Genomic DNA, 25,459 nt, shown 5'->3' with positions numbered 1-25,459 from the left:
CACCCACCCCTTCGAGTCCTACCATACAAGCCGGCTTGCCGGCGATTGGGCTGCAAAGCAGCCCCGGGACGTCAGAGCCTCACACTGGCAAAGGTCGACTCGTTGCGCGCCTGGCTCAATGCAGCCATCGGCCCGCTGTGCGGCGACAGAGTCATGGCCTGCGGAATCGGCATCATCGCTACCTGTTGTGCAGTATTCGAACCTACTCGTTCATCACGCGGCGGTATGCCGAAGTACTCGCGGTAGCACTTAGAGAAGTGCGGGGTGGACACGAAGCCGCACACCGAGGCCACTTCGATGATCGACATCGGGGTCTGCTTGAGCAATTGCCGCGCGCGAATCAGGCGCAGCTTGAGGTAATAGCGCGACGGCGAACAATGCAGGTACTTCTGGAACAGGCGCTCAAGCTGGCGACGTGACACGGCCACGTACACGGCCAGTTCGTCGAGGTCGATCGGCTCTTCCAGGTTGGCCTCCATCAGCGCGACGATTTCCTGCAGCTTCGGCTGGTTGGTGCCCAGCATGTGCTTGAGCGGCACGCGCTGGTGGTCCTGTTCGTTGCGAATGCGCTCGTAGACGAACATCTCCGAAATGGCCGCCGACAGTTCGCGACCATGATCGCGGCTGATCAGGTGCAGCATCATGTCCAGCGGCGCGGTGCCGCCAGAGCTGGTGAAGCGGTTGCGGTCGAGGGTGAACAGGCGAGTGCTCATGTTGACCCGCGGGAATGCCTCCTGCATCGACGCCAGGCATTCCCAATGCACGCTGCAGTCGAAACCGTCGAGCAGGCCGGCACAGGCCAGCGCCCAGCTGCCGGTACACACAGCGCCCAAACGGCGCGACTGACGGGCCTGGGCCTGCAGCCAGGTGACATGCTCACGGGTGACCGAACGCTGGATACCGACGCCACCGCAGACGATCACGGTGTCGATGGGAGGGGCGTTGGCGATGGCGGCGTCCGGGGTGATCTGCAAGCCATCGCTCGCCCAGACCTGGCCGCCATCGACGGTCAGCGTGTGCCAGCGATACAGCTCACGGCCCGAAAGCTGGTTGGCCATGCGCAGCGGCTCGACGGCCGATGCCAGGGAAATCAGGGTGAAGTTGTCCAGTAGGAGAAACCCGATGGACTGGGGTGCTGTGCGGTTCTGGGTTGGATTCCCGGAGGTGTACGACGTCATCGCGATTTCTCCTCACACAAATACAGGGTGTGCCTCAGGCGGGCACTATTTTTTGTCATGGCCCCGGTTCATGTGCGGGGGCTTTACCAATCTCAACGCAAGGGCCGTGCCTGAAATTGAACGGCCATCCAAAAAAACCCAAAAACGACGCCTTTTTTCAGCAATTCCGGCTCGGCGGTCGGGTTGTGTAAAAAACCAAAACCGGCGGGCCAGCGCCTTTGCGTGTCACTTATGAGCAAATTGGTGACACGCTCAAGGCAGGTTGCCCAGAAACGACACTGTTTAGTGTCACCGACAATGGCAACACTGATCGCGACACCCGACGATCGGCTGATGCGAAGACGCCCCAAAACGGGGCGTCCTGACGAGCGTAGCGCACAGTCAGCGCATCAACATTCGATGACGCTGACCGCCAGGCCGCCGCGCGAGGTCTCTTTGTACTTGTCATGCATGTCGGCGCCGGTGTCGCGCATGGTGCGGATCACCTGGTCCAGGGAGATGAAGTGCTCGCCGTCACCGCGCAAGGCCATCTGCACAGCGTTAATGGCTTTTACAGCCGCAATGGCATTGCGCTCGATGCAAGGCACCTGCACCAGGCCACCGACCGGGTCGCAGGTCAGGCCAAGGTTGTGCTCCAGGGCGATCTCGGCGGCGTTCTCCACCTGCGGCGGGGTCGCCCCCAGCACCTCGGCAAGGCCCGCCGCCGCCATGGCGCACGCCGAACCTACCTCACCCTGGCAACCCACTTCGGCACCTGAAATCGATGCGTTCTTCTTGCAAAGGATGCCCACTGCGGCGGCGGCCAGGAAGAAGTCGACCACGTTGGACTCGTCGACCTCATCGCTGAAGCGCATGTAGTAGTGCAGCACCGCCGGGATGATGCCAGCCGCGCCATTGGTGGGCGCAGTGACCATGCGCCCGCCCGCGGCGTTCTCTTCGTTGACCGCCAGGGCGAACAGGTTGACCCACTCCATGGCACTCATGGTCGAGCCGATCACATTGGGCTTGCCGATCTCCTGCAGGCTGCGGTGCAGCCTGGCGGCGCGGCGGCGCACGTTCAGCCCGCCGGGCAGCGTGCCTTCATGCTTGAGGCCGTTGTGCACGCATTCCTGCATGGCTTGCCAGAGCGTGTGCAGGCCGGCGCGGATCTCTTGCTCGCTGCGCCAGACCTTCTCGTTGGCCATCATCAATTGCGACACGCTGAGGTCGTTTTGCTTGCACAGGCGCAGCAGCTCTGCGGCACTGTTGAAATCGTACGGCAGCACCGTCTGGTCGGCATCCAGCACACCACTGGCGGCCTGGGCGGCGTCGACCACAAAACCACCTCCCACCGAGTAGTAGGTATCACGGTGCAGCTCGCCCTGCTCGCCTTCGGCGATCAGGGTCATGGCATTGGGGTGGTACGGCAGGTTCTCGTCCAGCAGCAGCATGTCACGGGCCCAGACGAATTCGATGGGCAACCGGTTATCCAGCTTCAGGGTGTTGGTTTCGCGCAGGTCTGCGATGCGTGGGACGATCTGGGCCGGGTCGATGGCGTCCGGCCATTCGCCCATCAGGCCCATGATGGTGGCGTGGTCAGAGCCGTGGCCAATACCGGTGGCCGACAGCGAACCGTACAACCGCACCTGCACCCTTTTCACCTGCTCAAGCTCGCCGCGCTCACGCAGCCCTTGGACAAACAGGGCACCTGCACGCATGGGGCCGACGGTATGGGAGCTGGAGGGCCCGACTCCGATCTTGAACAGGTCGAACACGCTGATGGCCATTGTCGCTACACCTCTTGCTGGGCTTGTCTCTGCGCGCCATGCGCAGGGCGGGGCAACTGCTAGGCTGAAGCTGCGAGCCGCCACGAATGCACGCATCATCGGGCTTTTACGCCCCCCTTCGCCGTCTGCAACCGACGTACTTTTGTCCAGCAGCGCCGCGCTGTTTGAGCTGTATGTGCGCCGCTTTCGGGCGCTCTGATGACGGAAAAATACGCAGGCAGGGGAGGAAAAAGCCATATGCGACATCGCCAGTACTCAAAGCGACCCGTTCCGTACTGGTTACGACCCCACCAGTAGGCGATTGCCCGGCGCTGGTGGATTATCAAAAGCGACTCGTATTGCACGGCCTCGCATCCTGCCCTCTGCAGGCCTGGTTGACCGGACCCTGAGAAAGCCCGGCAGCCCTCGCGAACCCGAAGATAAAATCACAGGAGTCCATCCATGAAAGGTTCACCCTCGCTGTTGCTGGCCGCGTTGCTGTCCGCCCCCTTGCTGGCCCAGGCCGCAGAACCCGAGCAGTGTCAGACGGTACGTTTTTCTGATGTCGGCTGGACCGACATCACGGTAACCACCGCGACCACCAGCGTTGTGCTCGAAGCACTGGGCTACAAGACCCACACCACCATGATTTCGGTACCGGTGACCTACAAGTCGCTGGCCACCGGCAAGGACCTGGACGTGTTTCTCGGCAACTGGATGCCGACCATGGAAAACGACATCAAGCAGTACCGTGATGCCGGTACTGTCGAAACCGTGCGGGCCAACCTGGAAAACGCCAAGTACACCTTGGCCGTGCCCCAGTCGCTGTACGACAAGGGCCTCAAGGACTTTGCCGACATTCCCAAGTTCAAGAAGGAACTGGACGGCAAGATCTACGGCATCGAACCGGGCAACGACGGCAACCGCACCATCCAGAGCATGATCGACAAGAACGCCTTCGGCCTGAAGGACGCCGGTTTCAAGATCGTGCAGTCCAGTGAAGCCGGCATGCTGTCCCAGGTCGACAGGTCGCAGAAGCGCGGGGAGGCGATCGTGTTCCTCGGCTGGGAACCTCACCCGATGAACACCCGCTTCAAGATGCAGTACCTGACCGGCGGGGACGACTTTTTCGGCCCCGAATTGGGCAAGGCAACCGTGCTGACCAATACCCGCAAGGGCTATGTGCAGGAGTGCAGCAACGTAGGGCAACTGCTCAAGAACCTGTCGTTCGAGCTCAAGGATGAAAGCACCATGATGGGCTATGTCCTGGACGACAAGATGAAACCCGAGGCAGCTGCCAAGAAGTGGCTCAAGGACAACCCAGGCAAGCTGGACGCCTGGCTCGCCGGGGTGACCACCGTGGACGGCAAACCCGGCCTTGAGGCGGCCAAAGCCAAACTGACGCAATAACGCAAGACGCCAAGGCAACACCGCGGGGCGGGACCGTGCCCGCCCCGGACTGATTTCAATCTTTGCAGGTGGAAGCTCGCTATCATGCTTATCGATCAGAAAATACCCCTGGGTCAGTACATCGCGTCATTCGTCGAATGGCTGACCCAGAATGGCGCCGATTACTTCGACGCCATCGCCCAAGGCCTGGAATTCATGATCCATGGCGTCACCAGCACCTTGACCTGGTTCAACCCGTTCGTCCTCATCGCCCTGTTCGCCGCCCTCGCGCACCTGATCCAGCGTAAATGGGCACTGACGGTGTTCGTCGCCCTCTCCTTTCTGCTGATCCTCAACCTGGGGTACTGGCAGGAGACCATGGAAACCCTGGCACAAGTCACCTTTGCCACCGTGGTCTGTGTGGCCATCGGCGTGCCGCTGGGTATCGTCGCTGCGCACAAACCGATGTTCTACACCGTGATGCGCCCGGTGCTCGACCTGATGCAGACGGTGCCGACCTTCGTTTACCTGATCCCTACCCTGACCCTGTTCGGCCTGGGTGTGGTGCCTGGGCTGATCTCCACGGTGGTGTTCGCCATCGCCGCGCCGATTCGCCTGACCTATCTGGGCATCTGCGACGTCCCGCAGGAGCTGCTGGACGCCGGCAAGGCCTTCGGCTGCTCGCGGCGCCAGTTGCTGACCCGCATCGAACTGCCCCACGCGATGCCCAGCATCGCCGCCGGTGTCACCCAGTGCATCATGCTGTCGCTGTCGATGGTGGTGATCGCCGCCCTGGTGGGTGCCGACGGCCTGGGCAAACCCGTGGTCAACGCACTGAACACCGCCGATATTTCCCTGGGCTTCGAAGCGGGCCTGGCGATCGTACTGCTGGCCATCATGCTCGACCGTATCTGCAAGCAACCGGAAGTCACGGCAAGGGGTGAAGCATGAGCATCATTCGTTTCGAAGACGTCGACGTCATCTTCTCCAACAAGCCGCGCGAGGCCCTGGCACTACTCGACCAGGGCAAGACCCGCGAGCAGATCCTCAAGCAGACCGGCCTTGTGGTCGGCGTCGAAAAGGCCAACCTGGACATCAACAAGGGCGAGATCTGTGTGCTGATGGGCTTGTCCGGTTCGGGCAAGTCGAGCCTGCTGCGCTGCATCAACGGCCTGAACACCGTCAGCCGCGGCAAGCTGTTCGTCGAGCACGAAGGCCAGCACATCGACATTGCCCACTGCACCCCGGCGGAGCTCAAGATGATGCGCACCAAGCGCATCGCCATGGTGTTCCAGAAGTTCGCCCTGATGCCCTGGCTGACGGTGCGCGAGAACATCAGCTTTGGCCTGGAAATGCAGGGCCGCCCTGAAAAGGAACGGCGCAAGCTGGTGGACGAGAAGCTCGAGCTGGTGGGGTTGACCCAGTGGCGCAACAAGAAGCCGGACGAACTCTCCGGCGGCATGCAGCAGCGCGTGGGCCTGGCCCGGGCGCTGGCCATGGACGCCGACATACTGCTGATGGACGAACCGTTCTCGGCCCTCGACCCGCTGATCCGCCAGGGCCTGCAGGACGAGCTGCTGGAGCTGCAGCGCAAGCTCAACAAGACCATCGTGTTCGTCAGCCACGACCTGGATGAAGCGCTCAAGCTGGGCAGCCGCATCGCCATCATGAAGGACGGGCGGATCATCCAGTACAGCAAGCCCGAGGAGATCGTGCTCAACCCGGCGGACGAGTATGTGCGCACCTTCGTGGCCCACACCAACCCGCTGAACGTGCTGTGCGGCCGCAGCCTGATGCGCACCCTGGACAACTGCAAGCGGATCAACGGTTCGGTGTGCCTGGACCCAGGCATCGACTCGTGGCTGGACCTGGGCGAAGGCGGCTCGCTCAAGCGTGCACGCCAGGGGCAGAACGGGCTGGACCTGCAGAACTGGGCGCCAGGGGAGGATGTCGAGTTGCTGGAACGCCGGCCTACGCTGGTCAACGCCGATATCGGCATGCGCGAGGCGCTGCAGATCCGTTACCAGACCGGCAACAAGCTGGTGCTGCAGGATAACGACAAGGTGGTGGGGATACTTGGGGACACCGAGCTCTACCACGCGTTGCTTGGCAAGAACCACGGGTGATGCAACTGGGGCCGCTGTGCGGCCCTTTCGCGACACAAGGCCGCTCCTACCGGGGATCTGTAGGCGCGGCCTTGTGTCGCGAAAGGAGGGCAAAGCCCTCCCAACAATCCATCAGCGAACGACGATACCGCGTGCAGCCATATAGGCCTTGGCCTCCGGCACCGTGTACTCACCGAAGTGGAAGATGCTCGCCGCCAGCACCGCGCTGGCATGCCCTTCCAGAATCCCGTCGGCCAGGTGCTGCAGGTTACCCACACCACCCGAAGCGATCACCGGAATGCCCAGCGCATCGCTGATGGCGCGGGTCACGCCCAGGTCAAAACCGTTCTTCATGCCGTCCTGGTCCATGCTGGTCAGCAGGATCTCACCGGCCCCCAGGCCTTCCATCTTCTTCGCCCACTCGACGGCGTCCAGCCCGGTCGGCTTGCGCCCACCATGGGTGAAGATTTCCCAGCGCGGCGCTTCACCGGGCGCTGACACCTTCTTGGCATCGATGGCCACCACGATGCACTGCGAACCGAAACGGTCGGCAGCCTCACCCACGAACTCTGGGTTGAACACCGCAGCGGTGTTGATCGAAACCTTGTCGGCACCGGCATTGAGCAGGTTGCGGATGTCCTGCACGGTACGCACGCCACCGCCCACGGTCAGCGGGATGAACACCTGGCTGGCCATGCGCTCGACGGTATGCAGGGTGGTGTCGCGGCCATCGACGCTGGCGGTGATGTCGAGGAAGGTGATTTCGTCGGCACCCTGCTCGTTGTAGCGACGGGCAATTTCCACCGGGTCGCCGGCATCACGAATGTTCTCGAACTTGACGCCCTTGACCACCCGGCCGTTGTCCACGTCCAGGCAAGGGATGATGCGCTTGGCCAGTGCCATGGTTCAGTCCTCAGCCTTTATAGTTGTCGCAGAAGGCCTGGGCCTCGGCAACATCGAGGGTGCCTTCGTAGATGGCACGGCCAGTGATGGCACCGACGATGCCTGGAGCCTTGGCGTCCAGCAGGGTCTTGATGTCACCCAGGTTGTGGATGCCGCCCGAGGCGATCACCGGGATCGAGGTGGCCGCTGCCAGCGCCGCGGTGAATGGCACGTTGCAACCCTGCATCATGCCGTCCTTGGCGATGTCGGTGTAGACGATCGCCGAGACGCCATCGGCCTCGAAACGCTTGGCCAGGTCGATGACCTGCACCGAGCTCACTTCAGCCCAGCCGTCGGTGGCGACGAAACCGTCCTTGGCGTCCAGGCCGACGATGACCTTGCCGGGGAAGGCCTTGCACGCTTCGGCGACGAACTCTGGCTGCTTGACTGCCTTGGTGCCGATGATCACATAGCTGACGCCGGCCTTGACGTAGTGCTCGATGGTTTCCAGCGACCGGATGCCGCCGCCGATCTGGATCGGCAGGTTCGGGTAACGCTTGGCGATGGCAGTGACCACCTCACCGTTGACCGGCTGGCCTTCGAAGGCGCCGTTGAGGTCGACCAGGTGCAGGCGGCGGCAACCACCCTCGACCCACTTGGCGGCCATGCTCACCGGGTCGTCGGAAAATACCGTGGAGTCTTCCATGCGGCCCTGGCGCAGGCGCACGCAGGCACCGTCCTTCAGATCGATAGCGGGGATAATCAGCATGCTCTTTCCTTCGTCAATTCAAGCGGCAAGCTGCAAGCGACAAGCTGCAAGCATGCGCGTCGTGTTTTCGATGGCGGTCCAGCTTTGGCTTGCAGCTTGAGGCTTGAAGCTTTCAGCTTTTTTCCAACGCCCACAGGTCGCTCTCGATGCTCTCGAACCGCTCCTTGAGGTGCAGCTGAACATCGGCAATCGCCCTGTTGTAGTAATGGGGTGCAATCTCTTTGCTGAACACGTCGAGGACCTCGGCCACCTCGAACGACCCCAGCTGCAGCTCGAAGCGGTCTTCGAGGAAGCGCTTGAGGGTGTCGAGCGCTTCGCGCTCCTGCTCGGGGGCCAGGGTGATGACGGGGGCCTTGGTCTTCGACCTGCTCATTTACCAGCGCCCGTCCCAGGCGACGAAGTTCTGCAGCAGCTGCAGGCCATGGGTATGGCTCTTCTCCGGGTGGAACTGCACGGCAAAGCGCGAACCCTCGGCCAGCGCGGCAGCGAAGTCGACGCCATAATGGCCGCGACCGACCACCTGGCCCGGCTTGCCGGCATTGATGTAGTAGCTGTGCACGAAATAGAAGCGCGCACGATCAGAGATGTCGTGCCACAGCGGGTGGTCGACGGCCTGGGTGACTTCGTTCCAGCCCATGTGCGGCACTTTCAGGTGCTCACCACCTTCCTGCAGGTCTTTACCGAAGAAGCGCACCTGGCCAGGGAACAGGCCGATGCAGTCGACACCGTCGTTTTCTTCGCTGTGGTCCAGCAGCGCCTGCATGCCGACACAGATGCCCAGGAACGGCCGGTCCTGGCTGACTTCACGCACCAGGCTGTCGAAGCCCAGGCGGCGGATTTCGGCCATGCAGTCGCGAATCGCGCCCACGCCGGGGAACACCACACGGTCAGCCTCGCGAATCACCGCAGCATCGCTGGTGACCAGCACCTTGCCGGCGCCGACGTGCTCGAGCGCCTTGGCTACCGAGTGCAGGTTGCCCATGCCATAGTCGATTACGGCTACCGTCTGCATTTACAGGCATCCCTTGGTCGATGGCATCTGCCCGGCCATGCGCTCGTCCTGGGTCACGGCCATGCGCAGGGCACGACCAAAGGCCTTGAACACGGTTTCGATCTGGTGGTGGGTGTTGTGGCCACGCAGGTTGTCGATGTGCAGGGTAACCAAGGCATGGTTGACGAAGCCCTGGAAGAACTCCTGGAACAGGTCGACATCGAAGCCGCCAACGGTGGCGCGGGTGTACGGCACGTGCATCTGCAGGCCTGGGCGGCCGGAGAAGTCGATGACCACACGCGACAGCGCTTCGTCCAGCGGCACATAGGCATGGCCGTAACGGAAGATGCCTTTCTTGTCACCGATGGCCTGGGCGAATGCCTGGCCCAGCGTGATACCGACGTCTTCGACGGTATGGTGATCGTCGATATGCAGGTCACCCTTGCACTCGATATCCAGATCGATCAGCCCGTGTCGGGCAATCTGGTCGAGCATGTGTTCAAGGAAAGGCACGCCGATATCGAATCGGGCCTTGCCACTGCCATCGAGGTTGATCGAGCACTTGACCTGGGTTTCCAGGGTATTGCGCTCGACGGAAGCCTTACGTTCGACCATCACCAGCTCCGCAAAATCATTGGGCGAAAAGGGCTCCATTATAGGCCCAGAACGCTCAAGCTTGGAACGCGGATGACATATGGCATTGCAAGGGGCTGCTCCGCAGCCCGATCGCCGGCAAGCCGGCCCCCAGAGGCCTCCACAAAACTCATGCTTGGTGGAGAAGCTTGCAGGAGCCGGCTTGCCGGCGATGAGGCCATCACAGCCAGCCAGTCAGCTGGCTGTCATGCACCTCAGTGGAACAACACCGCCGTCTTCTGCAGGGTAATCCACACCCCCCAGGCCAGCGGAATCACCACCACCGCCCAAGCGATCAGCACCAGCGGCAGGCTGCCAGGTGCAGCGTGCCACTCCAGCGAACGCGCGCCGTCGGCGCCTTTGTCGTGGCTCAGGGCACGCTCGGCCGCAAGCTCGGCATCGCTCATGAAGTGCTTGTCGGCCACCGGGCGCACCAGCAGGTTGCAGACAAAGCCCAGCACCAGCAGGCCAGCGAGGATGTACAGGGTCATGTCATAAGCCGCCGCACGTTCCACACCCGCCGCCAGCTGGTACTCACGCAGGTAAGTGATCAGCACCGGGCCCAGCACGCCGGCAGCGGCCCAGGCCGTCAACAGGCGACCGTGGATGGCACCGACCATCTGCGTACCGAACAGGTCGGCCAGGTAGGCCGGCACTGTGGCGAAACCACCGCCGTACATGGACAGGATGATGCAGAACGCCGCTACGAACAGTGCCACGTTGCCCAGGTGGCCCATGTTCGGCACCAGGCTGTAGAGGCCCACACCCAAGGCGAAGAAGGCGAAGTAGGTGTTCTTGCGGCCGATGTAGTCCGAGAACGATGCCCAGAAGAACCGCCCGCCGATGTTGAAGAGGCTGAGCAGGCCGGTGAAGCCAGCGGCAATGGCGGCAATCTGCGCCAATTGTGCAGCGTTCAGCTCGCTGAAGCGCAGCTCGTTGCCCAGCAGTTTGCCGGCAAACACTTCCTGCAGCAGTGGCGACGCCATGCCCAGGATGCCGATGCCCGCAGAAACGTTCAGGCACAGCACCAGCCAGATCAGCGCGAACTGCGGGGTTTTCCAGGCAACGCTGACGTGCACGTGACGGTCGGTGACCATCGCATTGGCTTTCTTCACCGGCGCGGTCCAGCCTTCAGGCTTCCAGCCGGTCGGCGGCACGCGGTACGCCAGGGCGCCAGCGGTCATGAACACGAAGTAGATCGCCGCCATCACCACGAAGCTCTGCCACACACCCACTTCATGCTCATTGCCGAAGTGCCCCATCAGCGCAGTGGCCAACGGTGCACCGACCATGGCGCCGCCGCCAAAGCCCATGATCGCCATGCCAGTGGCCATGCCGCGCTTGTCCGGGAACCACTTGATCAGGGTCGAAACCGGCGAGATGTAGCCCAGGCCCAGGCCAATACCGCCGATCACGCCGGAGCCCAGCCACATCAGCCATAGCTGGTGGGTCTTCACGCCAATTGCCGAAATCAGCATGCCGCCGCACCAGCACAGGGCCGACACCAGGCCAGCCTTGCGCGGCCCGGCGTGTTCCAGCCAACCGCCCAGCACCGCTGCCGAGCAACCGAGGAACACGAAGAACAGGGTGTAGATCCAGCTCAGCATGGAAATGGGCCAGTCGCACTCGGCGCTGAACATGCGGGCAATGAAGCCCATGTCCGCCGAGCACGCTACCGGGGCCGTGATGCCGATGGCCTGGGACAGCGGCAGCCAGAAGACGGAAAAACCGTAGGCCATGCCGATGCACAGGTGGATGGCCAACGCGGCCGGGGGTACCAACCAGCGGTTGAAGCCCGGGCGGGCGATGATGCGCTCCTTCGACAGGAAGCTTGGCGCGCTGGCCACCGCTCCTGCCGTGATACTGCTGTTCATGGATGTGATCCTTATGTAGGTAGACGATGCATGCGCATTGAATGCCCGGCTCTTCTGGTTGCACGTAAGGCTCGGCCGTTTCAGGGCAACGTCCCGCGACAATACGTCGCGGCCGCTTCGCAGGCGGCGAAAGAGTACCAGTTCGCCTATGACATGAAAGCAATCTGATATCGTTATTTTTTGCCCGGCTGAATCGGTATTGCTGCCAAGTCAGCAAAAAGGAACTGCCCAAACCACAACTGTCGAAAGCCACAACACCTGATCAATTGGTAGGAAATGCTCTGTATCTCTTGTCGAATACTCTGGGCATACCACTGCGGCGCTATACTCTGGCGCTTGAAAATCAAATACGGACTACAAGGACTCGCCCATGAAAGCGTTCGGCAAACTCCTGGGACTGGGGCTTCTCGGGTTGCTGCTGATCATCGTGGCGCTGGGCTTCGCCCTGACCCACCTCTTCGATCCCAACGACTATAAAGACGAGATCCGCCAGTTGGCGCGCGACAAGGCCCACGTCGAGCTGACCCTCAATGGCGACATCGGCTGGAGCCTGTTCCCGTGGCTGGGCCTGGAGCTTCACGAAGCCAGCATCGCCACCCTGAACAAGCCCAAGGAACCGTTCGCCGACCTGCAGATGCTTGGCCTGTCGGTACGCGTGCTGCCCTTGCTGCGCCGTGAAGTGCAGATGAGCGATGTGCGCGTCGAAGGCCTCAACCTGACCCTGAACCGTGATGAACAGGGCCATGGCAACTGGGAAGACATCGGCAAGCCGCTGCCTGCGCAAACCGACCCAACCGCCAGTGCACCTGCGCCTGCCGAGCAGCCCGGCGCACCTGCAGAGGGCAGCAGCGAACGTGCGGTCAAGCTCGACATCGACAGCCTGACCGTGAACAACGCCCGTGTGCACTTCAGCGATGCCAAGACCGGCCAGAGCTACAGCGCCGAAAGCATCCAGCTGAGCACCGGCCCGATTCACGAGGGCGCGAACATCCCGCTCAAGGCCAGCGCCTTCCTCAGCGCAAGCCAGCCGAACATGAAGGCACGCACCGAACTTGCCGGCGAGCTGCGCTTTGACCGCAAGCTCAAGCGCTACAACTTCGAGGACATGCGCCTGTCTGGCGAAACCTCGGGCGAGCCTCTGGCCGGCAAGACCATGACCTTCGCGGCCCAAGGCCAGCTGTTGGTCGACATGGCAGCCAACGTCGCCTCCTGGAACGGCCTGAAAATCTCGGCCAACCAGCTGCGCGCCCTTGGCGAGCTGAACCTGCGCGACCTGGACAAGACGCCGCAGCTCAGCGGTGGGCTGTCCATCGCCCAGTTCGACCTGCGCACCTTCCTCGATGGCGTCGGCCATCCGCTGCCGGCCACCAACGACCCCGCCGCCTTCAACAAGCTGGAGCTGGTCAGCCGCCTGCAGGGCACGCCAAGCAGCCTGGCCCTGGAAGACCTCGCCGTAAAACTCGACGACAGCACCTTCAGCGGCCGCGTTGCCGTCGAGGACTTTGCCAAGCAAGCCCTGCGCGTGCAGCTCAAGGCCGACAAGTTCGACGCCGACCGCTACATGCCGGCCAAGAGCGAAGCAGCCAAGGGTGCCACCGCAGCGCGCCAGAACGAGGTCAAGCAACAGGAAGCCAGCGCCATCGCCGGTGCCGGCAGTTCGCCGCTGCCAAACGCGCCCACCCAGGTTGCCTGGAGCAACGACAAGCTGCTGCCGGTGGACCGCCTTCGCACGCTCGACCTGCAGGCCGACCTGGCCTTCGGCTCACTGACCCTGGACAAGCTGCCGATCAGCGACGCGCAGCTGCAAGCGAACGGCCAGGGCGGCCTGATCACCTTGCAAACCTTGCGCGGTGGCCTTTACGACGGCAGTTTCGAAGCCAAGGGCACCGTCGATGTACGCCCAGCCGTGCCGCAGATCGGTGTCAATACCAAGATCAACCGCGTGCCGGTGGAGCACTTCATCAAGGCTGAAGACAAAGACCAGGCACCGCCGGTCAAAGGCCTGCTGACCCTGACCAGCGACCTGACAGCCACCGGTAACAGCCAGAAGGCACTGGTGGACACCCTCAACGGCAATGCAAACTTCACCATCAACGACGGCGTGCTGGTCAACGCCAACCTGGAACAGCAGCTCTGCCAGGCCATCGCCACGCTCAACCGCAAGACGCTCAGCGGCGAACCACGCGGCAAGGACACGCCGTTCGAAGAACTGCGCGGCAGTCTGGTGGTGCGCAACGGCGTGGCCAGCAACCCGGACCTCAAGGCGCGCATCCCAGGCCTTACCGTCAACGGCCACGGCGACCTTGACCTGCGCGTGCTGGGCATGGACTACAACGTCGGCGTGATCGTCGAAGGTGATCAGCGTGCCATGCCCGACCCGGCCTGCCAGGTCAACGAGCGTTACGTCGGCGTCGAACTGCCGCTGCGTTGCCGTGGCCCGCTGGAGCTTGGCGCCAAGGCCTGCCGCCTGGACCAGGACGGCCTGGGCAAGGTTGCCGCCAAACTGGCCGGCAACCGCCTCAAAGACAAGATCGATGAAAAGCTCGATGAAAAACTCGGAGACAAAGTGAGCCCAGAATTGAAAGACGCGCTCAAGGGGCTGTTCAAGCGATGAGCCCTGCGCAGTTCTCCAGCGCCGTGCTGGACTGGTACGACCAGCACGGCCGACACGACCTGCCCTGGCAACAGGGCATCAACCCTTACCGGGTGTGGGTGTCGGAAATCATGCTGCAACAGACCCAGGTCAGCACCGTGCTGAACTACTTCGACCGCTTCATGCAGGCCCTGCCCACCGTGCAGGCGCTGGCCGACGCCCCGGAAGACGAGGTGCTGCACCTGTGGACCGGCCTGGGTTACTACACCCGTGCACGCAACCTGCAGAAGGCCGCCAGGATCGTCGTCGAGCAACACGGCGGCGAGTTCCCGCGCAGTGTCGAACAGCTTACCGAGCTACCAGGTATCGGCCGCTCCACCGCCGGTGCCATTGCCAGCATCAGCATGGGTATCCGTGCGCCGATCCTGGACGGCAATGTCAAACGCGTGCTGGCCCGCTTTACCGCCCAGGCCGGCTACCCGGGCGAACCGAAGGTGGCCAATGCCCTGTGGGCCACTGCCGAGCGCTTTACCCCGCAACAGCGCGCCAACCACTACACCCAGGCGATGATGGACCTGGGCGCCACGCTGTGCACCCGCAGCAAGCCAAGTTGCCTGCTGTGCCCAGTGCGCAGCGGCTGCGAAGCGCACTTGCACGGCGAGGAAACGCGCTACCCCGAGCCCAAACCGCGCAAGGCCCTGCCCCAGCGGCGCACCCTGATGCCGCTGTTGGCCAACCATGAAGGCGCCATCCTGCTTTACCGCCGCCCGTCCAGTGGCCTTTGGGGTGGCCTGTGGAGCCTGCCCGAGCTGGACGCCATCGAGCAGCTCGATGACCTGGCCTACCAGCATGGCCTGCGCCTGGCCGAAAGCCGCGCGCTGGACGGCCTGACCCATACCTTCAGCCATTTCCAGCTGGCGATCGAGCCATGGCTGGTGCGTGTCGACCCGGTCGGCCAGCACGTGGCCGAGGCCGACTGGCTCTGGTATAACCTCGCCACCCCGCCGCGCCTGGGCCTCGCCGCCCCGGTCAAAAAGCTGCTCAAACGCGCGGCCGACGAACTGATTGCAGGAGATGCCCGATGACCCGCACCGTGATGTGCCGCAAATACAAAGAACAACTGCCAGGCCTGGAGCGCCCGCCTTACCCCGGCGCCAAGGGCCAGGACATCTTCGAGCACATCTCGCAGCAAGCCTGGGCCGACTGGCAGAAGCACCAGACCATGCTGATCAACGAGAAGCGCCTGAACATGATGAACGCCGAGGACCGCAAGTACCTTCAGGGCGAGATGGACAAGTTTTTCGCCGGCGAAGATTACGCGCAGGCGGAAGGTTACGTTCCACCGGCCGAATGACCCCAAAAATCGTAAGCGACGGAATTAATTTAAAATTTTTTCAAAAAGTCGTTGACGAGCGGTCTGGAAATCTATTTAATTCACCTCGTCGCCCAGATAGCTCAGTCGGTAGAGCAGAGGATTGAAAATCCTCGTGTCGGCGGTTCGACTCCGTCTCTGGGCACCACCTTCAGCTTCTGGTGGTTGCAAAGTTACCCGAAGCGACAACAAGAAACCCGCCTAGTGCGGGTTTTTTGTTGTCTGGGATTTAGCATGAAGACCGGCAGAGTCACATTCATGATTTGCCTCCCACCTTTCATCCGCTGGTTTGAGGGCGCACAACCTCAGCATGCAGCTTCACCCCCAGTGCTGCCATCACTTTCATGATGGTCGCCAAGCTGGGATTACCCTCTGCAGACAACGCCTTGTAAAGCCCTTCGCGAGTAAGGCCAGTGTCACGCGCCAACTGCGCCATCCCGCGGGCACGGGCGATATCGCCCAATGCGGCAGCGAGCAACGTCGGGTCGTTTTCCTCAAGACAGGCCTCAAGGTACAAGGCCACGTCTTCCTCGGTCCTCAAGTAGTCTGCGGCATCCCACTTGGTCAGCTTGGTATCAGTCATGGCGGCCTCCTACAGATCGCGTGCCAGTTTGAGTGCGGATTTGACGTCTTTCCCCTGGCTAGCCTTGTCGCCGCCTGCCAAAAGAATGATCACCTCATAGCCTCGTTGAACGAAATACACCCGATAGCCTGGACCATAGTCAATCCGAAGCTCGGATACGCCTTCCCCAACCGGCTTACAGTCACCCATCACTCCAAGCTCGACCCGACGCAGCCGCACATTGATACGAGCCTGTGCGCGAGCATCCCGCAGAGCAGCGAACCACCTTTTATATGTATCGGTTTGAATTAGAGTGTGCATGACAAAAATGTAAACCACAGTTAACACTACATCAATCCGGACCTGTTTCAAGCTATTTTTGCAAATACCGCCACGCCCAACCTGCGGGCCTTCTGCGCTCCGTTGACCAGCATCAACGCCCCCTCTCTGGCTCAAACCCACAATTGCAGGCGAACATTCGAATCGACCTCGCAAGGACCTCCATGAGCGAAGAATCCCCCCTCCTGCTCCCCGCCCCCGCCGAACCGACGCCCAGCACCACACCAAAGCCTCGCGCCCGCCGCGCCCGCCAGCGCAAACCTGAGCCATCCATCACCCAGGTCAGCCAGGAACCCGCCGCACTGGAAGTGGCCAGCGCGCCGAAAGGCAGCAACGAGGACAGCACCTCTGCCCGCCTGCCGGCGAGCTACCCCTACCCGACCCGCATGCGCCGCCAGGAATACGAGAAGGCCAAGCACGCGCTGCAGATCGAGCTGCTGAAGGTACAAAGCTGGGTCAAGGACACTGGCCAGCGCGTGGTGGTGCTTTTCGAAGGGCGGGATGCGGCAGGCAAGGGCGGCACCATCAAGCGCTTCATGGAGCACCTGAACCCGCGGGGTGCGCGCATCGTCGCCCTGGAGAAACCTTCCGAGCAGGAAAAGGGCCAGTGGTATTTCCAGCGCTATATCCAGCACCTGCCCACGGCCGGTGAAATGGTGTTCTTCGACCGCTCCTGGTACAACCGCGCCGGGGTCGAGAAAGTCATGGAGTTCTGCACACCGCTGCAGTACCTGGAGTTCATGCGCCAGGCGCCGGACCTGGAGCGCATGCTGTGCAACAGCGGCATCCTGCTGTTCAAGTACTGGTTCTCGGTGAACCGCGAAGAGCAGTTACGCCGCTTCATCTCGCGCCGGGACGACCCGCTCAAGCACTGGAAGCTGTCGCCCATCGACATCAAGTCGCTGGATAAATGGGAGGACTACACCGCCGCCAAGGAGGCGATGTTTTTCCACACCGACACTGGCGATGCACCGTGGACGGTGATCAAGTCCGATGACAAGAAGCGCGCACGGATCAACTGCATCCGGCATTTCCTGCATTCGCTGGATTACCCGGGCAAGGACCCCAGCGTGGCGTACGCGCCGGATGACTTGCTGGTTGGCCGGGCTTCGCGCGGGTTCGAGGAGGATGAAGGGCCTGCGCTCGACAGTTGAAGGCCGGGGCCTGCAAGGGGTGCTCCGGTCTGCCGGGCGCTAGCAACGCTTGGGTTTGCTCGGCAAGTGCGATTCAATACGCACATTTTCGCCCCCAAGGATTTCCAGCCCCATGGCCACCAATACCAAGCAACAGAAACGCGCCAAACGCGCCGCCAGCAAAGCCAAGCAAAACCGCATGGTACGCAGTGGCCAGGCAGTGAAAGCCAGCGCCGGTGACAGCGCCAGCATCGAGCAGGTGTTCAACAAGGCCATGGAGACCGACAGCTATAAAGAGCTGTTCGTGAAGATGAAGGCCGCCCAGGAGACCAGCCTGGTCTCGATGATCTCGGTGTTCCTGGTCGACCCGCTGCTGGCACTGGTGCTCAAGGGCCACAAGGAAGAGCACGCCACCGACTACATCGTGCTGGTGTTCAACGCCTACCGCACCTGGCTCGATGGCGCCGACGAAGACACCACCATGGCCTGGCTGGAAAGCGACGAGTTCCAGGAAGCCTATATCGCTGCTTCCGAACTGGTGGCCAAGCAGCAACAGCAGCAGAAACAGTTCGGCTGAATGCTCACCGGCCCTATCGCCGGCAAGCCGGCTCCCACTGGGTTTGCGCTGAGCTTGAGAGCAGCGGGGTACCTGTGGGAGCTGGCTTGCCGGCGATAGGGCCAGACCAGGCAAACAAAAAAAGGCCGCACCCTACACAGGACGCGGCCTTTTCATTACAGCCAGCGCGGATCAGTTATCCAGCGCCACCCGCCCGGCAGCCTGGCGCTTGCGGTGCACCAGCAAGCCAGCCGCAACCACCCCAATGCTCAGCAGCGCAGTCGCGATGATCTGCGCACGGTGATCCTCACGCAGCGCCATCACCACCAGCACGGCAACGATGAAAGCAATGCTCGCCCAGGTCAGGCCCGGGAACAGCCACATCTTGAAGTCGATCGTTTCACCGCGCGCATTTGCACTGTTGCAAGGCATCAAAGTGCAACCCTGTGGTACAACCCTCCACTTGGATAGGCCTGTTGTCGGGTAACCCCGAATACTCGCCAGCGACAGCGCCTTTAGCCGCAAATAGCCCAAAAGCGCTTCCCAGTGCTGCCCAAAGCTGGCACCATCGCGCCTTTTTTCATCAAGGCTATGGAGCTGGGCGAGACCCTTGCGGACATCTGCGCGACGTTGCGCTGCAGCGATGCGACAAACTGCCCCAGCATTGACCAAAGCCCCTTGCGACCCTGTTGGCCGCCCTGATGCCGCTATGCTAGCTTGGCGCACGCCAGGAAGGCCGCCAACAGCTGGGAACGCACCCGAACACATGAGGACCGCACATGGCCCAGGCCACGCCCGCGCTGGAAATCCGCAACCTGCACAAACGCTACGGCGACCAGGAAATTCTCAAGGGCATTTCGCTGACCGCGCGTGACGGTGACGTGATCTCCATTCTGGGATCATCCGGCTCCGGCAAGTCCACCCTGCTGCGCTGCATCAACCTGTTGGAAAACCCGCACCAGGGCGAAATCCTGGTTGCCGGTGAGGCTCTCAAGCTCAAGGCCGCCAAGAACGGCGACCTGATCGCTGCCGACAACCGCCAGATCAATCGCCTGCGCAGCGAGATCGGCTTCGTCTTCCAGAATTTCAACCTGTGGCCACACATGTCGATCCTCGACAACATCATCGAGGCGCCACGCCGCGTGCTCGGCCAGAGCAAGGCCGAAGCCACCGAAGCCGCTGAGGCCCTGCTGAACAAGGTCGGCATCTACGACAAGCGCCACAGCTACCCCGCCCAGCTTTCCGGTGGCCAGCAGCAGCGTGCTGCCATCGCCCGCACCCTGGCCATGCGGCCTAAAGTCATCCTGTTCGATGAGCCAACCTCGGCGCTCGATCCGGAAATGGTCCAGGAAGTGCTTAACGTTATCCGCGCACTGGCCGAAGAAGGCCGTACCATGCTGCTGGTGACGCACGAGATGAACTTTGCCCGCCAGGTGTCCAGTGAAGTGGTTTTCCTGCACCAGGGCCTGGTTGAAGAGCAAGGATCGCCGCAGCAGGTCTTCGAAAACCCGACCTCGGCGCGTTGCAAGCAATTCATGTCCAGCCACCGCTAACGGAGCAACACATGCAGACTTACAAGAAATTCCTCCTGGCAGCTGCCGCCACGCTGGTGTTTTCGGCCAACGCCATGGCTGCAGAAAAACTGCGCATGGGTATCGAGGCGGCCTACCCGCCGTTCAACAACAAGGACGCCAGCGGTAACGTGGTCGGCTTTGACAAAGACATCGGTGACGCCCTGTGCGCCAAGATGAAAGTCGAGTGCTCGGTCGTCACCTCCGACTGGGACGGCATCATCCCGGCCCTCAACGCCAAGAAGTTCGACTTCCTGGTGTCGTCGCTGTCGATCACCGACGAGCGCAAGCAGGCTGTCGACTTCACCGACCCGTACTACTCCAACAAGCTGCAGTTCATCGCGCCGAAGAACGTCGACTTCAAGACCGACGCGAGCTACCTCAAAGGCAAGATCATCGGCACCCAGCGCGCCACCCTGGCCGGTACCTGGCTGGAAGACACCTACGGCAGCGACATCGACATCAAGCTGTACGACACCCAGGAAAACGCCTACCTCGACCTGATCTCTGGCCGAGTGGACGGCATCCTGGCCGACAAGTACGTGCAGTACGAGTGGCTCAAGAGCAAGGACGGCATGAACTTCGAGTTCAAAGGCGAACCTGTGGTCGACAGCGACAAGATCGGCATCGCCGTACGCAAGGGTGACCCGCTGCGCGAGAAGCTGAACAAAGCCCTGGCAGAAATCAAGGCTGACGGAACGTACAAGAAGATCAACGACAAGTACTTCCCATTCAGCATCGAATGATTCGCCCCGACCAGCGCGCCCTTGCGGCGCGCCGGTCCCTAGAACGACCCTGCCCATGAATATCGACCTGCACGGATTCGGTCCGGCCCTGGCGGCTGGCACCCTGATGACCGTAAAACTGGCGCTTTGCGCCTTGCTGCTGGGGCTGGTCCTGGGCCTGCTCGGCGCCCTGGCCAAAACCTCCCCGCTCAAGCCACTGCAATGGCTTGGCGGCTTCTACTCGACCCTGGTTCGCGGCGTGCCCGAACTGCTATGGGTTCTGCTTATCTATTTCGGCACCGTCGGCCTGATGAACAGCCTCGGCGAAGCCCTCAACATGCCCGGCCTGGAACTCAGCGCCTTCGCCGCCGGCGTGATCGCCCTGGGCCTGTGCTTCGGCGCCTACGCCACTGAAGTATTCCGTGGCGCCATCCTGGCGATCCCCAAGGGCCACCGTGAAGCCGGCCTGGCGCTGGGCCTGTCCAAAGCGCGCATCCTGTCGCGGATCATCCTCCCGCAAATGTGGCGCATCGCCCTGCCGGGCCTTGGCAACCTGTTCATGATCCTGATGAAGGACACCGCCCTGGTGTCGGTGATCGGCCTGGAAGAAATCATGCGCCACGCGCAGATCGGCGTGACCGTGACCAAAGAGCCGTTCACCTTCTACATGGTCGCGGCCTGCATCTACCTGGGCCTGACCGTGGTCGCCATGACCGGCATGCACTTCATGGAAAAACGCGCCGCTCGCGGCTTTGCGAGGGCCGAACAATGAACTGGGAAGTGATCATCAAGTGGCTGCCGCGCCTGGCCCAGGGTGCCACCCTGACCCTGGAACTGGTAGCCATCGCGGTCGTTGCCGGGCTGATCCTGGCGATCCCGCTGGGTATCGCCCGCTCGTCGCGGCACTGGTACGTGCGCGCCCTGCCCTTCAGCTACATCTTCTTCTTCCGCGGCACCCCCCTGCTGGTGCAGCTGTTCCTGGTCTACTACGGCCTGGCGCAGTTCGATGCGGTGCGTTCGAGCAGCCTCTGGCCCTACCTGCGCGATCCGTTCTGGTGCACGGTGCTGACCATGACCCTGCACACCGCAGCCTACATCGCCGAGATCCTGCGCGGCGCGCTGCAGTCGATCCCCAAGGGTGAAATTGAAGCGGCGCGAGCGCTGGGCATGTCCCGTGGCAAGACGCTGTTCTACATCATGCTGCCCCGCGCTGCGCGCATCGGCCTGCCGGCCTACAGCAACGAAGTGATCCTGATGCTCAAGGCCAGCGCCCTGGCCAGTACGGTGACCCTGCTGGAGCTGACCGGCATGGCACGGACCATCATTGCCCGTACCTACCTGCCGGTGGAGATCTTCTTCGCTGCCGGGGTGTTCTACCTGGTGATCTCGTTCGTACTGGTGCAAGGCTTCAAGCTGCTGGAGCGCTGGTTGCGGGTGGATGCCTGCCAAGGGCGTTAAAACCCCACGGGCTGCTCTGCAACCCACCGCCGTCAAGCCGGCTTGATGGCGGTGGGGCCCTTCACCTCAACCAGTGCCAAGCCCCATGCCCCCTTTCCTCCACAGCCACCAACTACGCGAACGCTTCCTGGCCCTCGACCAGTTCCTGACCGAGCACCAGCAGCTGTGGAAACCCAGGCCCTTCACCACCCTGCGCCTGGACTGGGAAACCGAACACCCCGCACTGTCCGCCCACCTGCGCCAATGCAGCCTGAGCGATGCCGAAGCCAACCTCGACCCGCAGGGCGTGCCCGCACCTTTTCCACACCTTGCCCGGCAAGCCCAACAGCTCAGCGCCCTGGGCGAGCTACCCGACACCGGCCTGCCCCCCGCCGCACACCGCCTGGACGTCAACGTCCCGGGCCGTAAGTGGCAGCAGATCGAGGCCTTCAGCCGCCGCCTGAACTTCCGCACGCAGACCCACCACTGGCTGGACTGGTGCTCAGGCAAAGGCTACCTCGGCCGCCGCCTGCTGCAGCCCGGCCAGCAGCTGACCTGCCTGGAGTACGACGCCCAACTGGTCAGCGCCGGCCAAGCCCTGAGTGACCACCACCAGCTGCCGGCAACCCACGTGCACCAGGACGTCATGGCAGCGGGCAGCCGCCGCCACCTCGGCAGCGACAAGAGCGTGGTGGCCCTGCATGCCTGCGGCGACCTGCATGTGCACTTGCTGCGTGTGGCCAGTGAGCAAGGCTGCCGCCATCTCGCCGTGGCGCCCTGCTGCTACAACCGCATCCAGGGCGAGCACTACCAGCCGTTATCCACAGCTGCGCAGCGCTCGGCGCTGCAGCTGTCGCTCCTCGACCTGGGCCTGCCGCTGAGCGAAACCGTGACCGCCGGAGCCCGGGTTCGCCACCAGCGCGACTGCTCCATGGCCAGGCGCCTGGGCTTCGACCTGCTGCAGCGCCGCCAGCGCCAGCGTGATGAATACCTGCCCACACCGTCGCTGCCGGTTGCCTGGCTGGCCAAACCTTTCGAGCAGTACTGCCGCGACCTGGCCGAACTGCGCGAGCTGGAACTGACCATCAACCCCGACTGGGATGCCTTGGAAGCAGAGGGCTGGCAGCGCCTTGCCCAGGTGCGCAACCTGGAACGGGTACGCAACCTGTTCAGAAGGCCACTGGAAATGTGGCTGGTGCTCGAGCGCGCACTGTTTCTTGAAGAGCAAGGCTACGCCGTACGCCTGGGCACCTTTTGCGATTATCCACTCACCCCACGCAACCTGCTGTTGCTTGCCGAGCGCGACCGTTAGCCACAGCACAACCTGTGGATAAGTCTGTGAACAAGCTTGTGATGAATGGTTGGATCCAAGCGCTATTTCAAATGTTCGGCTTATTCCCGCCGCAGCTACAACCCCAGTAAAAACAGGCCTTTGCGCAAAGACCAGCGGTGCGGCGTATCGGCACGCCTTTCGCGCACGGCGCTGATGCCTCTTGTGTATAAACAAAAATTCGATTAGGCAAACAGCGCTGGATTGGTGCGGCCACTGCCTGATTGTGGGCGCCGGCTGCCCGGCCCCCACAGGTGCGTTCCAACTCAGTGCAGCTTGTTCTTCGCCATTTCGATATCGTTCATCAGTGCCTTGGCCAGCGCACTGAGATAGTCGGCGGCCCCCAGTAGCTTGTGGTCATCCTCCATATCGCCTTCGCGCACAAGGTGTTTGATGTAGCCCAGCAATATCGAAACCTGTTCATAGGCGTCATCCACAGGAATGCCGGGTTGTACGCGCAAGAGATCCACGGGCGGGTTGCCGACTTCGAGGAACGTCTCGATACCGGCTGTGGTGAGAGGCTTGGTTTCAAGGCTCATGTGAACGACTCCCCATCCTGCGCATCGTCCAAACGCCGCTTTGCATGCTGGATCAGCACATAGGCCGAATAAGCCGCATGGTTGGCGTTTGCCAGCAGGTTCAGGCCGGGCTCGCCTGCGTGGTCACGGCAGTGGTCGTCCAGGGTTTCGACTACGACACGCAAAAGCTGGCCGGCGTGGGCGATGGCGTCGGGTGGGGAGATATCGCTGTGGATGGTGAAGTACGGGGTGGAGATGAGAGGACGAGGTGGGTCTGGAACGATTTTCTTCATTTTTGAGATCCCTACATTCATTTAGGAAACCCCACCGCAATTCTTCTCACAGAAAAGAGGTGGCGACCGAACACGGGGTGAGAAACCGAGTGAATGTAGGAAGCTCGGCCAGACCGAGGTCTGCCCGTGCACGGTCACCATAAAAAGCAGCCGAAACATTCAAACGGGTTCTCACACCCGGTCACCAGGAATTGGCGACCCAGGAACGGTATCCCTGGGGCACTTCCCCGCCAACAGTGAAGCTTCGGTAGCGCTCGTAGGATAATTCCCAAACCCACCGAACATGAAGCATTTGGTTTCAGATTCAGAAATACCTTACAACTGCGCTCCGAGCGAAAGAGCACCACCGCAACTTTGGGGGCGGGTTTACCCGCGAAGACGCCTGCACAGTCATCACAATGCGAAGCCGATCCACCGCGAGCCCGGCCCAACGGTGTATGATCCGTCCCCCAAATCATTAAAAAGCTACGTCGCGCGCTGCCCCGCCAGCCCCGCGATCGTCTGGCGTTGCGCCAGAACCGACATGGACTAACGGACCTAGACATCGTGCCCCACGCCAAATCCCTTGCCCTGCTGACCCTCTCCCTGGCCCTGACTGCCTGCTCCAACGGCAGCGGCACCACGCCACAGCACACCAGCAACCTGGACTGGAACACCCCCGGCATGCAGCTGGGCGGCGACAACGGCTTACCCCTTCGCGTAGAAAGCCCCTGCCGCAAGCGTGGTTGCGACAACGACAAGCTGTTCTTCAACCCCGCCAAGACCGAACCCAACGTCAACACCATCCACCGCGGCTGGTAGGAAATTTCTCCTTTTAAGCCGGTGACTTAGGTCATTTTCAAACAATCGCAAGGAAGTGGTTTACAGGCGCCAACCGATCGTTATAATGACGCCCCATTGCCGGTATAGCTCAGATGGTAGAGCAACTGACTTGTAATCAGTAGGTCCCGGGTTCGATTCCTGGTGCCGGCACCATTCAAGGTTCCAACGAAGGCTTTCAAAATCGCTGGAACCCCCGAAAAACCTGCCTTCTGGCAGGTTTTTTTGTTTTGGCGTTCTGTCGGATTCCACTGGCAACCAGCGAGAATAAGGATAGATTTAAGGGTACCTACCAATTCGATATTGGAAAGTACCCTTATGGCCAGGACCACCGCCCCCCCTCAGCGACACCGCCTGCCGTACAGCCAAACCTCGCGAACGCGAGTACAAACTCTTCGACGGCGACGGCCTCTACCTGCTCGTACAGCCCAACGGCCGCAAAGGCTGGCGGCTCAGGTACGTGAAACCCGATGGCCGCGAAGGCCTCACCTCTTTAGGCAGCTACCCCGAAGTGGGGCTGGCCGATGCTCGGCGCAAGCGCTTCGAGCTCAAACAGCAACTCGCCAACGGCATCGACCCTATCCAGTCCAAGCAACAAGCCAAGGTACAAGCCGTGGTCAACGGCCGCACGTTCGAAAGCGTTGC

At 62.0% G+C, this 25,459-nt stretch carries 27 protein-coding genes, 2 tRNA genes and 2 pseudogenes; 17 read left to right on the top strand and 14 right to left on the bottom strand.

The features are described from left to right. Positions 1–71: 71 nt before the first annotated feature. From ACEWE8_RS25410 to ACEWE8_RS25400, 3 genes are all read right to left on the bottom strand, one after another. A complete protein-coding gene (locus tag ACEWE8_RS25410) occupies positions 72–1,178 on the bottom strand; it encodes a GlxA family transcriptional regulator (protein ID WP_115273096.1) in 1,107 nt (368 codons plus the stop codon). A gap of 92 nt (positions 1,179–1,270) precedes the next feature. After that, positions 1,271–1,528, bottom strand: coding sequence for a hypothetical protein (locus tag ACEWE8_RS25405; RefSeq protein ID WP_367904190.1), 258 nt, complete (start codon positions 1,526–1,528; stop codon positions 1,271–1,273). A 39-nt stretch (positions 1,529–1,567) separates the two neighbouring features. After that, complete coding sequence (locus tag ACEWE8_RS25400) at positions 1,568–2,944, bottom strand: L-serine ammonia-lyase (RefSeq protein ID WP_046788305.1); 1,377 nt, start codon at positions 2,942–2,944, stop codon at positions 1,568–1,570. A gap of 441 nt (positions 2,945–3,385) precedes the next feature. On the opposite strand from ACEWE8_RS25400, the gene ACEWE8_RS25395 reads away from it, so the two are divergent. From ACEWE8_RS25395 to choV, 3 genes are all read left to right on the top strand, one after another. Beyond that, the gene (locus ACEWE8_RS25395; protein WP_046788304.1) at positions 3,386–4,333 is read left to right on the top strand and encodes a choline ABC transporter substrate-binding protein; all 948 of its coding nucleotides are present in this window, start codon (positions 3,386–3,388) and stop codon (positions 4,331–4,333) included. Positions 4,334–4,414: 81 nt separating this feature from the next. After that, complete coding sequence (gene choW, locus ACEWE8_RS25390) at positions 4,415–5,263, top strand: choline ABC transporter permease subunit (RefSeq protein WP_177010808.1); 849 nt, start codon at positions 4,415–4,417, stop codon at positions 5,261–5,263. After that, complete coding sequence (gene choV, locus ACEWE8_RS25385) at positions 5,260–6,438, top strand: choline ABC transporter ATP-binding protein (RefSeq protein WP_046788302.1); 1,179 nt, start codon at positions 5,260–5,262, stop codon at positions 6,436–6,438. The genes choW and choV overlap by 4 nt, the downstream gene beginning before the upstream one ends. 111 nt (positions 6,439–6,549) lie before the next feature. Here choV and hisF read toward each other — a convergent pair whose 3' ends face one another. The 6 genes from hisF to ACEWE8_RS25355 form a co-directional block, all read right to left on the bottom strand. Further along, positions 6,550–7,320: an imidazole glycerol phosphate synthase subunit HisF gene (hisF, locus tag ACEWE8_RS25380; RefSeq protein WP_012316672.1), complete on the bottom strand. Its 771-nt coding sequence runs from the start codon at positions 7,318–7,320 to the stop codon at positions 6,550–6,552. A gap of 10 nt (positions 7,321–7,330) precedes the next feature. After that, positions 7,331–8,068 (bottom strand): 1-(5-phosphoribosyl)-5-[(5-phosphoribosylamino)methylideneamino]imidazole-4-carboxamide isomerase, encoded by a 738-nt coding sequence (hisA, locus tag ACEWE8_RS25375; RefSeq protein ID WP_012316673.1) that lies wholly within the window; start codon positions 8,066–8,068, stop codon positions 7,331–7,333. A 112-nt stretch (positions 8,069–8,180) separates the two neighbouring features. Then, positions 8,181–8,441: a DUF2164 domain-containing protein gene (locus ACEWE8_RS25370; RefSeq protein ID WP_012316674.1), complete on the bottom strand. Its 261-nt coding sequence runs from the start codon at positions 8,439–8,441 to the stop codon at positions 8,181–8,183. Then, a complete protein-coding gene (gene hisH / locus ACEWE8_RS25365) occupies positions 8,442–9,080 on the bottom strand; it encodes an imidazole glycerol phosphate synthase subunit HisH (RefSeq protein WP_012316675.1) in 639 nt (212 codons plus the stop codon). It lies immediately after the preceding gene. Next, entirely contained in the window at positions 9,081–9,674 is a 594-nt protein-coding gene (hisB, locus tag ACEWE8_RS25360) for an imidazoleglycerol-phosphate dehydratase HisB (protein ID WP_012316676.1), read from the bottom strand. It abuts the gene before it with no gap. A 233-nt stretch (positions 9,675–9,907) separates the two neighbouring features. Continuing rightward, positions 9,908–11,566 (bottom strand): OFA family MFS transporter, encoded by a 1,659-nt coding sequence (locus ACEWE8_RS25355; protein WP_046788301.1) that lies wholly within the window; start codon positions 11,564–11,566, stop codon positions 9,908–9,910. A gap of 370 nt (positions 11,567–11,936) precedes the next feature. Here ACEWE8_RS25355 and ACEWE8_RS25350 point away from each other — a divergent pair, with 370 nt between their 5' ends. The 4 genes from ACEWE8_RS25350 (at position 11,937) to ACEWE8_RS25335 (ending at position 15,679) form a co-directional block, all read left to right on the top strand. After that, positions 11,937–14,180 (top strand): AsmA family protein, encoded by a 2,244-nt coding sequence (locus tag ACEWE8_RS25350; protein ID WP_046788300.1) that lies wholly within the window; start codon positions 11,937–11,939, stop codon positions 14,178–14,180. Next, positions 14,177–15,244: an A/G-specific adenine glycosylase gene (gene mutY / locus ACEWE8_RS25345; RefSeq protein ID WP_046788299.1), complete on the top strand. Its 1,068-nt coding sequence runs from the start codon at positions 14,177–14,179 to the stop codon at positions 15,242–15,244. The genes ACEWE8_RS25350 and mutY overlap by 4 nt, the downstream gene beginning before the upstream one ends. Then, entirely contained in the window at positions 15,241–15,513 is a 273-nt protein-coding gene (locus tag ACEWE8_RS25340) for an oxidative damage protection protein (RefSeq protein WP_012316680.1), read from the top strand. Before mutY ends, ACEWE8_RS25340 begins: the two co-directional genes overlap by 4 nt. Positions 15,514–15,603: 90 nt before the next feature. Beyond that, positions 15,604–15,679, top strand: a tRNA-Phe gene (locus ACEWE8_RS25335). A 129-nt stretch (positions 15,680–15,808) separates the two neighbouring features. Here ACEWE8_RS25335 and ACEWE8_RS25330 read toward each other — a convergent pair. Together ACEWE8_RS25330 and ACEWE8_RS25325 are read right to left on the bottom strand one after the other, a co-directional pair. Next, positions 15,809–16,114 (bottom strand): addiction module antidote protein, encoded by a 306-nt coding sequence (locus ACEWE8_RS25330; RefSeq protein ID WP_046788298.1) that lies wholly within the window; start codon positions 16,112–16,114, stop codon positions 15,809–15,811. A 9-nt stretch (positions 16,115–16,123) separates the two neighbouring features. Then, positions 16,124–16,414: a type II toxin-antitoxin system RelE/ParE family toxin gene (locus tag ACEWE8_RS25325; protein WP_046788310.1), complete on the bottom strand. Its 291-nt coding sequence runs from the start codon at positions 16,412–16,414 to the stop codon at positions 16,124–16,126. A gap of 182 nt (positions 16,415–16,596) precedes the next feature. Here ACEWE8_RS25325 and ppk2 point away from each other — a divergent pair, with 182 nt between their 5' ends. Further along, positions 16,597–17,586: a polyphosphate kinase 2 gene (gene ppk2, locus ACEWE8_RS25320; RefSeq protein WP_046788297.1), complete on the top strand. Its 990-nt coding sequence runs from the start codon at positions 16,597–16,599 to the stop codon at positions 17,584–17,586. A 112-nt stretch (positions 17,587–17,698) separates the two neighbouring features. After that, positions 17,699–18,142, top strand: coding sequence for a hypothetical protein (locus ACEWE8_RS25315; protein WP_039603031.1), 444 nt, complete (start codon positions 17,699–17,701; stop codon positions 18,140–18,142). 171 nt (positions 18,143–18,313) lie between these two features. Here the strand turns inward: ACEWE8_RS25315 and ACEWE8_RS25310 are convergent. After that, positions 18,314–18,532: pseudogene (locus ACEWE8_RS25310) on the bottom strand (GABA permease); the annotation flags it as partial. Positions 18,533–18,900: 368 nt separating this feature from the next. Here ACEWE8_RS25310 and ACEWE8_RS25305 point away from each other — a divergent pair. The 5 genes from ACEWE8_RS25305 to ACEWE8_RS25285 all read left to right on the top strand — a co-directional run bounded on the left by ACEWE8_RS25305 (position 18,901) and on the right by ACEWE8_RS25285 (position 23,166). Then, positions 18,901–19,674, top strand: coding sequence for an ABC transporter ATP-binding protein (locus ACEWE8_RS25305; RefSeq protein WP_012316684.1), 774 nt, complete (start codon positions 18,901–18,903; stop codon positions 19,672–19,674). Positions 19,675–19,685: 11 nt separating this feature from the next. Further along, the gene (locus ACEWE8_RS25300) at positions 19,686–20,438 is read left to right on the top strand and encodes an ABC transporter substrate-binding protein (protein ID WP_115273105.1); all 753 of its coding nucleotides are present in this window, start codon (positions 19,686–19,688) and stop codon (positions 20,436–20,438) included. Positions 20,439–20,493: 55 nt separating this feature from the next. Continuing rightward, positions 20,494–21,189, top strand: a complete 696-nt coding sequence (locus tag ACEWE8_RS25295; protein ID WP_012316686.1) for an ABC transporter permease — start codon at positions 20,494–20,496, stop codon at positions 21,187–21,189. Beyond that, complete coding sequence (locus ACEWE8_RS25290; RefSeq protein ID WP_046788295.1) at positions 21,186–21,875, top strand: ABC transporter permease; 690 nt, start codon at positions 21,186–21,188, stop codon at positions 21,873–21,875. The genes ACEWE8_RS25295 and ACEWE8_RS25290 overlap by 4 nt, the downstream gene beginning before the upstream one ends. An 85-nt stretch (positions 21,876–21,960) precedes the next feature. Then, on the top strand, positions 21,961–23,166 hold the full coding sequence (locus tag ACEWE8_RS25285) for a methyltransferase (RefSeq protein WP_046788294.1): 1,206 nt from the start codon (positions 21,961–21,963) through the stop codon (positions 23,164–23,166). A gap of 284 nt (positions 23,167–23,450) precedes the next feature. On the opposite strand, the gene ACEWE8_RS25280 is transcribed toward ACEWE8_RS25285, so the two are convergent. After that, positions 23,451–23,723: a DUF3077 domain-containing protein gene (locus ACEWE8_RS25280; RefSeq protein ID WP_046788293.1), complete on the bottom strand. Its 273-nt coding sequence runs from the start codon at positions 23,721–23,723 to the stop codon at positions 23,451–23,453. Further along, entirely contained in the window at positions 23,720–23,995 is a 276-nt protein-coding gene (locus tag ACEWE8_RS25275; RefSeq protein ID WP_046788292.1) for a hypothetical protein, read from the bottom strand. The genes ACEWE8_RS25280 and ACEWE8_RS25275 overlap by 4 nt, the downstream gene beginning before the upstream one ends. 546 nt (positions 23,996–24,541) lie before the next feature. On the opposite strand from ACEWE8_RS25275, the gene ACEWE8_RS25270 reads away from it, so the two are divergent. From ACEWE8_RS25270 to ACEWE8_RS25260, 3 genes and pseudogenes are all read left to right on the top strand, one after another. Next, complete coding sequence (locus ACEWE8_RS25270) at positions 24,542–24,796, top strand: hypothetical protein (RefSeq protein WP_039604502.1); 255 nt, start codon at positions 24,542–24,544, stop codon at positions 24,794–24,796. A 98-nt stretch (positions 24,797–24,894) separates the two neighbouring features. Beyond that, positions 24,895–24,970, top strand: a tRNA-Thr gene (locus ACEWE8_RS25265). Between the two features lie 162 nt (positions 24,971–25,132). After that, positions 25,133–25,459, top strand: a pseudogene (locus tag ACEWE8_RS25260) (Arm DNA-binding domain-containing protein); the annotation flags it as partial.

This window comes from Pseudomonas sp. TR47 (assembly GCF_044143025.1).
GTDB classification, from domain to species: domain Bacteria; phylum Pseudomonadota; class Gammaproteobacteria; order Pseudomonadales; family Pseudomonadaceae; genus Aquipseudomonas; species Aquipseudomonas putida_E.
Note: the sequence above shows the minus strand (reverse complement) of the source record. Positions and strands in the feature narration are given on the sequence as shown.

Excerpts from the sequence above, each read along its gene's own strand:
- ACEWE8_RS25410 (WP_115273096.1), bottom strand. The coding sequence starts at position 1,178 with ATGACGTCGTACACCTCCGGGAATCCAACCCAGAACCGCACAGCACCC.
- ACEWE8_RS25400 (WP_046788305.1), bottom strand. The coding sequence starts at position 2,944 with ATGGCCATCAGCGTGTTCGACCTGTTCAAGATCGGAGTCGGGCCCTCC.
- ACEWE8_RS25395 (WP_046788304.1), top strand. The coding sequence starts at position 3,386 with ATGAAAGGTTCACCCTCGCTGTTGCTGGCCGCGTTGCTGTCCGCCCCC.
- choV (WP_046788302.1), top strand. The coding sequence starts at position 5,260 with ATGAGCATCATTCGTTTCGAAGACGTCGACGTCATCTTCTCCAACAAG.
- hisF (WP_012316672.1), bottom strand. The coding sequence starts at position 7,320 with ATGGCACTGGCCAAGCGCATCATCCCTTGCCTGGACGTGGACAACGGC.
- hisA (WP_012316673.1), bottom strand. The coding sequence starts at position 8,068 with ATGCTGATTATCCCCGCTATCGATCTGAAGGACGGTGCCTGCGTGCGC.
- ACEWE8_RS25370 (WP_012316674.1), bottom strand. The coding sequence starts at position 8,441 with ATGAGCAGGTCGAAGACCAAGGCCCCCGTCATCACCCTGGCCCCCGAG.
- hisH (WP_012316675.1), bottom strand. The coding sequence starts at position 9,080 with ATGCAGACGGTAGCCGTAATCGACTATGGCATGGGCAACCTGCACTCG.
- hisB (WP_012316676.1), bottom strand. The coding sequence starts at position 9,674 with ATGGTCGAACGTAAGGCTTCCGTCGAGCGCAATACCCTGGAAACCCAG.
- ACEWE8_RS25355 (WP_046788301.1), bottom strand. The coding sequence starts at position 11,566 with ATGAACAGCAGTATCACGGCAGGAGCGGTGGCCAGCGCGCCAAGCTTC.
- ACEWE8_RS25350 (WP_046788300.1), top strand. The coding sequence starts at position 11,937 with ATGAAAGCGTTCGGCAAACTCCTGGGACTGGGGCTTCTCGGGTTGCTG.
- mutY (WP_046788299.1), top strand. The coding sequence starts at position 14,177 with ATGAGCCCTGCGCAGTTCTCCAGCGCCGTGCTGGACTGGTACGACCAG.
- ACEWE8_RS25340 (WP_012316680.1), top strand. The coding sequence starts at position 15,241 with ATGACCCGCACCGTGATGTGCCGCAAATACAAAGAACAACTGCCAGGC.
- ACEWE8_RS25330 (WP_046788298.1), bottom strand. The coding sequence starts at position 16,114 with ATGACTGATACCAAGCTGACCAAGTGGGATGCCGCAGACTACTTGAGG.
- ACEWE8_RS25325 (WP_046788310.1), bottom strand. The coding sequence starts at position 16,414 with ATGCACACTCTAATTCAAACCGATACATATAAAAGGTGGTTCGCTGCT.
- ppk2 (WP_046788297.1), top strand. The coding sequence starts at position 16,597 with ATGAGCGAAGAATCCCCCCTCCTGCTCCCCGCCCCCGCCGAACCGACG.
- ACEWE8_RS25315 (WP_039603031.1), top strand. The coding sequence starts at position 17,699 with ATGGCCACCAATACCAAGCAACAGAAACGCGCCAAACGCGCCGCCAGC.
- ACEWE8_RS25305 (WP_012316684.1), top strand. The coding sequence starts at position 18,901 with ATGGCCCAGGCCACGCCCGCGCTGGAAATCCGCAACCTGCACAAACGC.
- ACEWE8_RS25300 (WP_115273105.1), top strand. The coding sequence starts at position 19,686 with ATGCAGACTTACAAGAAATTCCTCCTGGCAGCTGCCGCCACGCTGGTG.
- ACEWE8_RS25295 (WP_012316686.1), top strand. The coding sequence starts at position 20,494 with ATGAATATCGACCTGCACGGATTCGGTCCGGCCCTGGCGGCTGGCACC.
- ACEWE8_RS25290 (WP_046788295.1), top strand. The coding sequence starts at position 21,186 with ATGAACTGGGAAGTGATCATCAAGTGGCTGCCGCGCCTGGCCCAGGGT.
- ACEWE8_RS25285 (WP_046788294.1), top strand. The coding sequence starts at position 21,961 with ATGCCCCCTTTCCTCCACAGCCACCAACTACGCGAACGCTTCCTGGCC.
- ACEWE8_RS25280 (WP_046788293.1), bottom strand. The coding sequence starts at position 23,723 with ATGAGCCTTGAAACCAAGCCTCTCACCACAGCCGGTATCGAGACGTTC.
- ACEWE8_RS25275 (WP_046788292.1), bottom strand. The coding sequence starts at position 23,995 with ATGAAGAAAATCGTTCCAGACCCACCTCGTCCTCTCATCTCCACCCCG.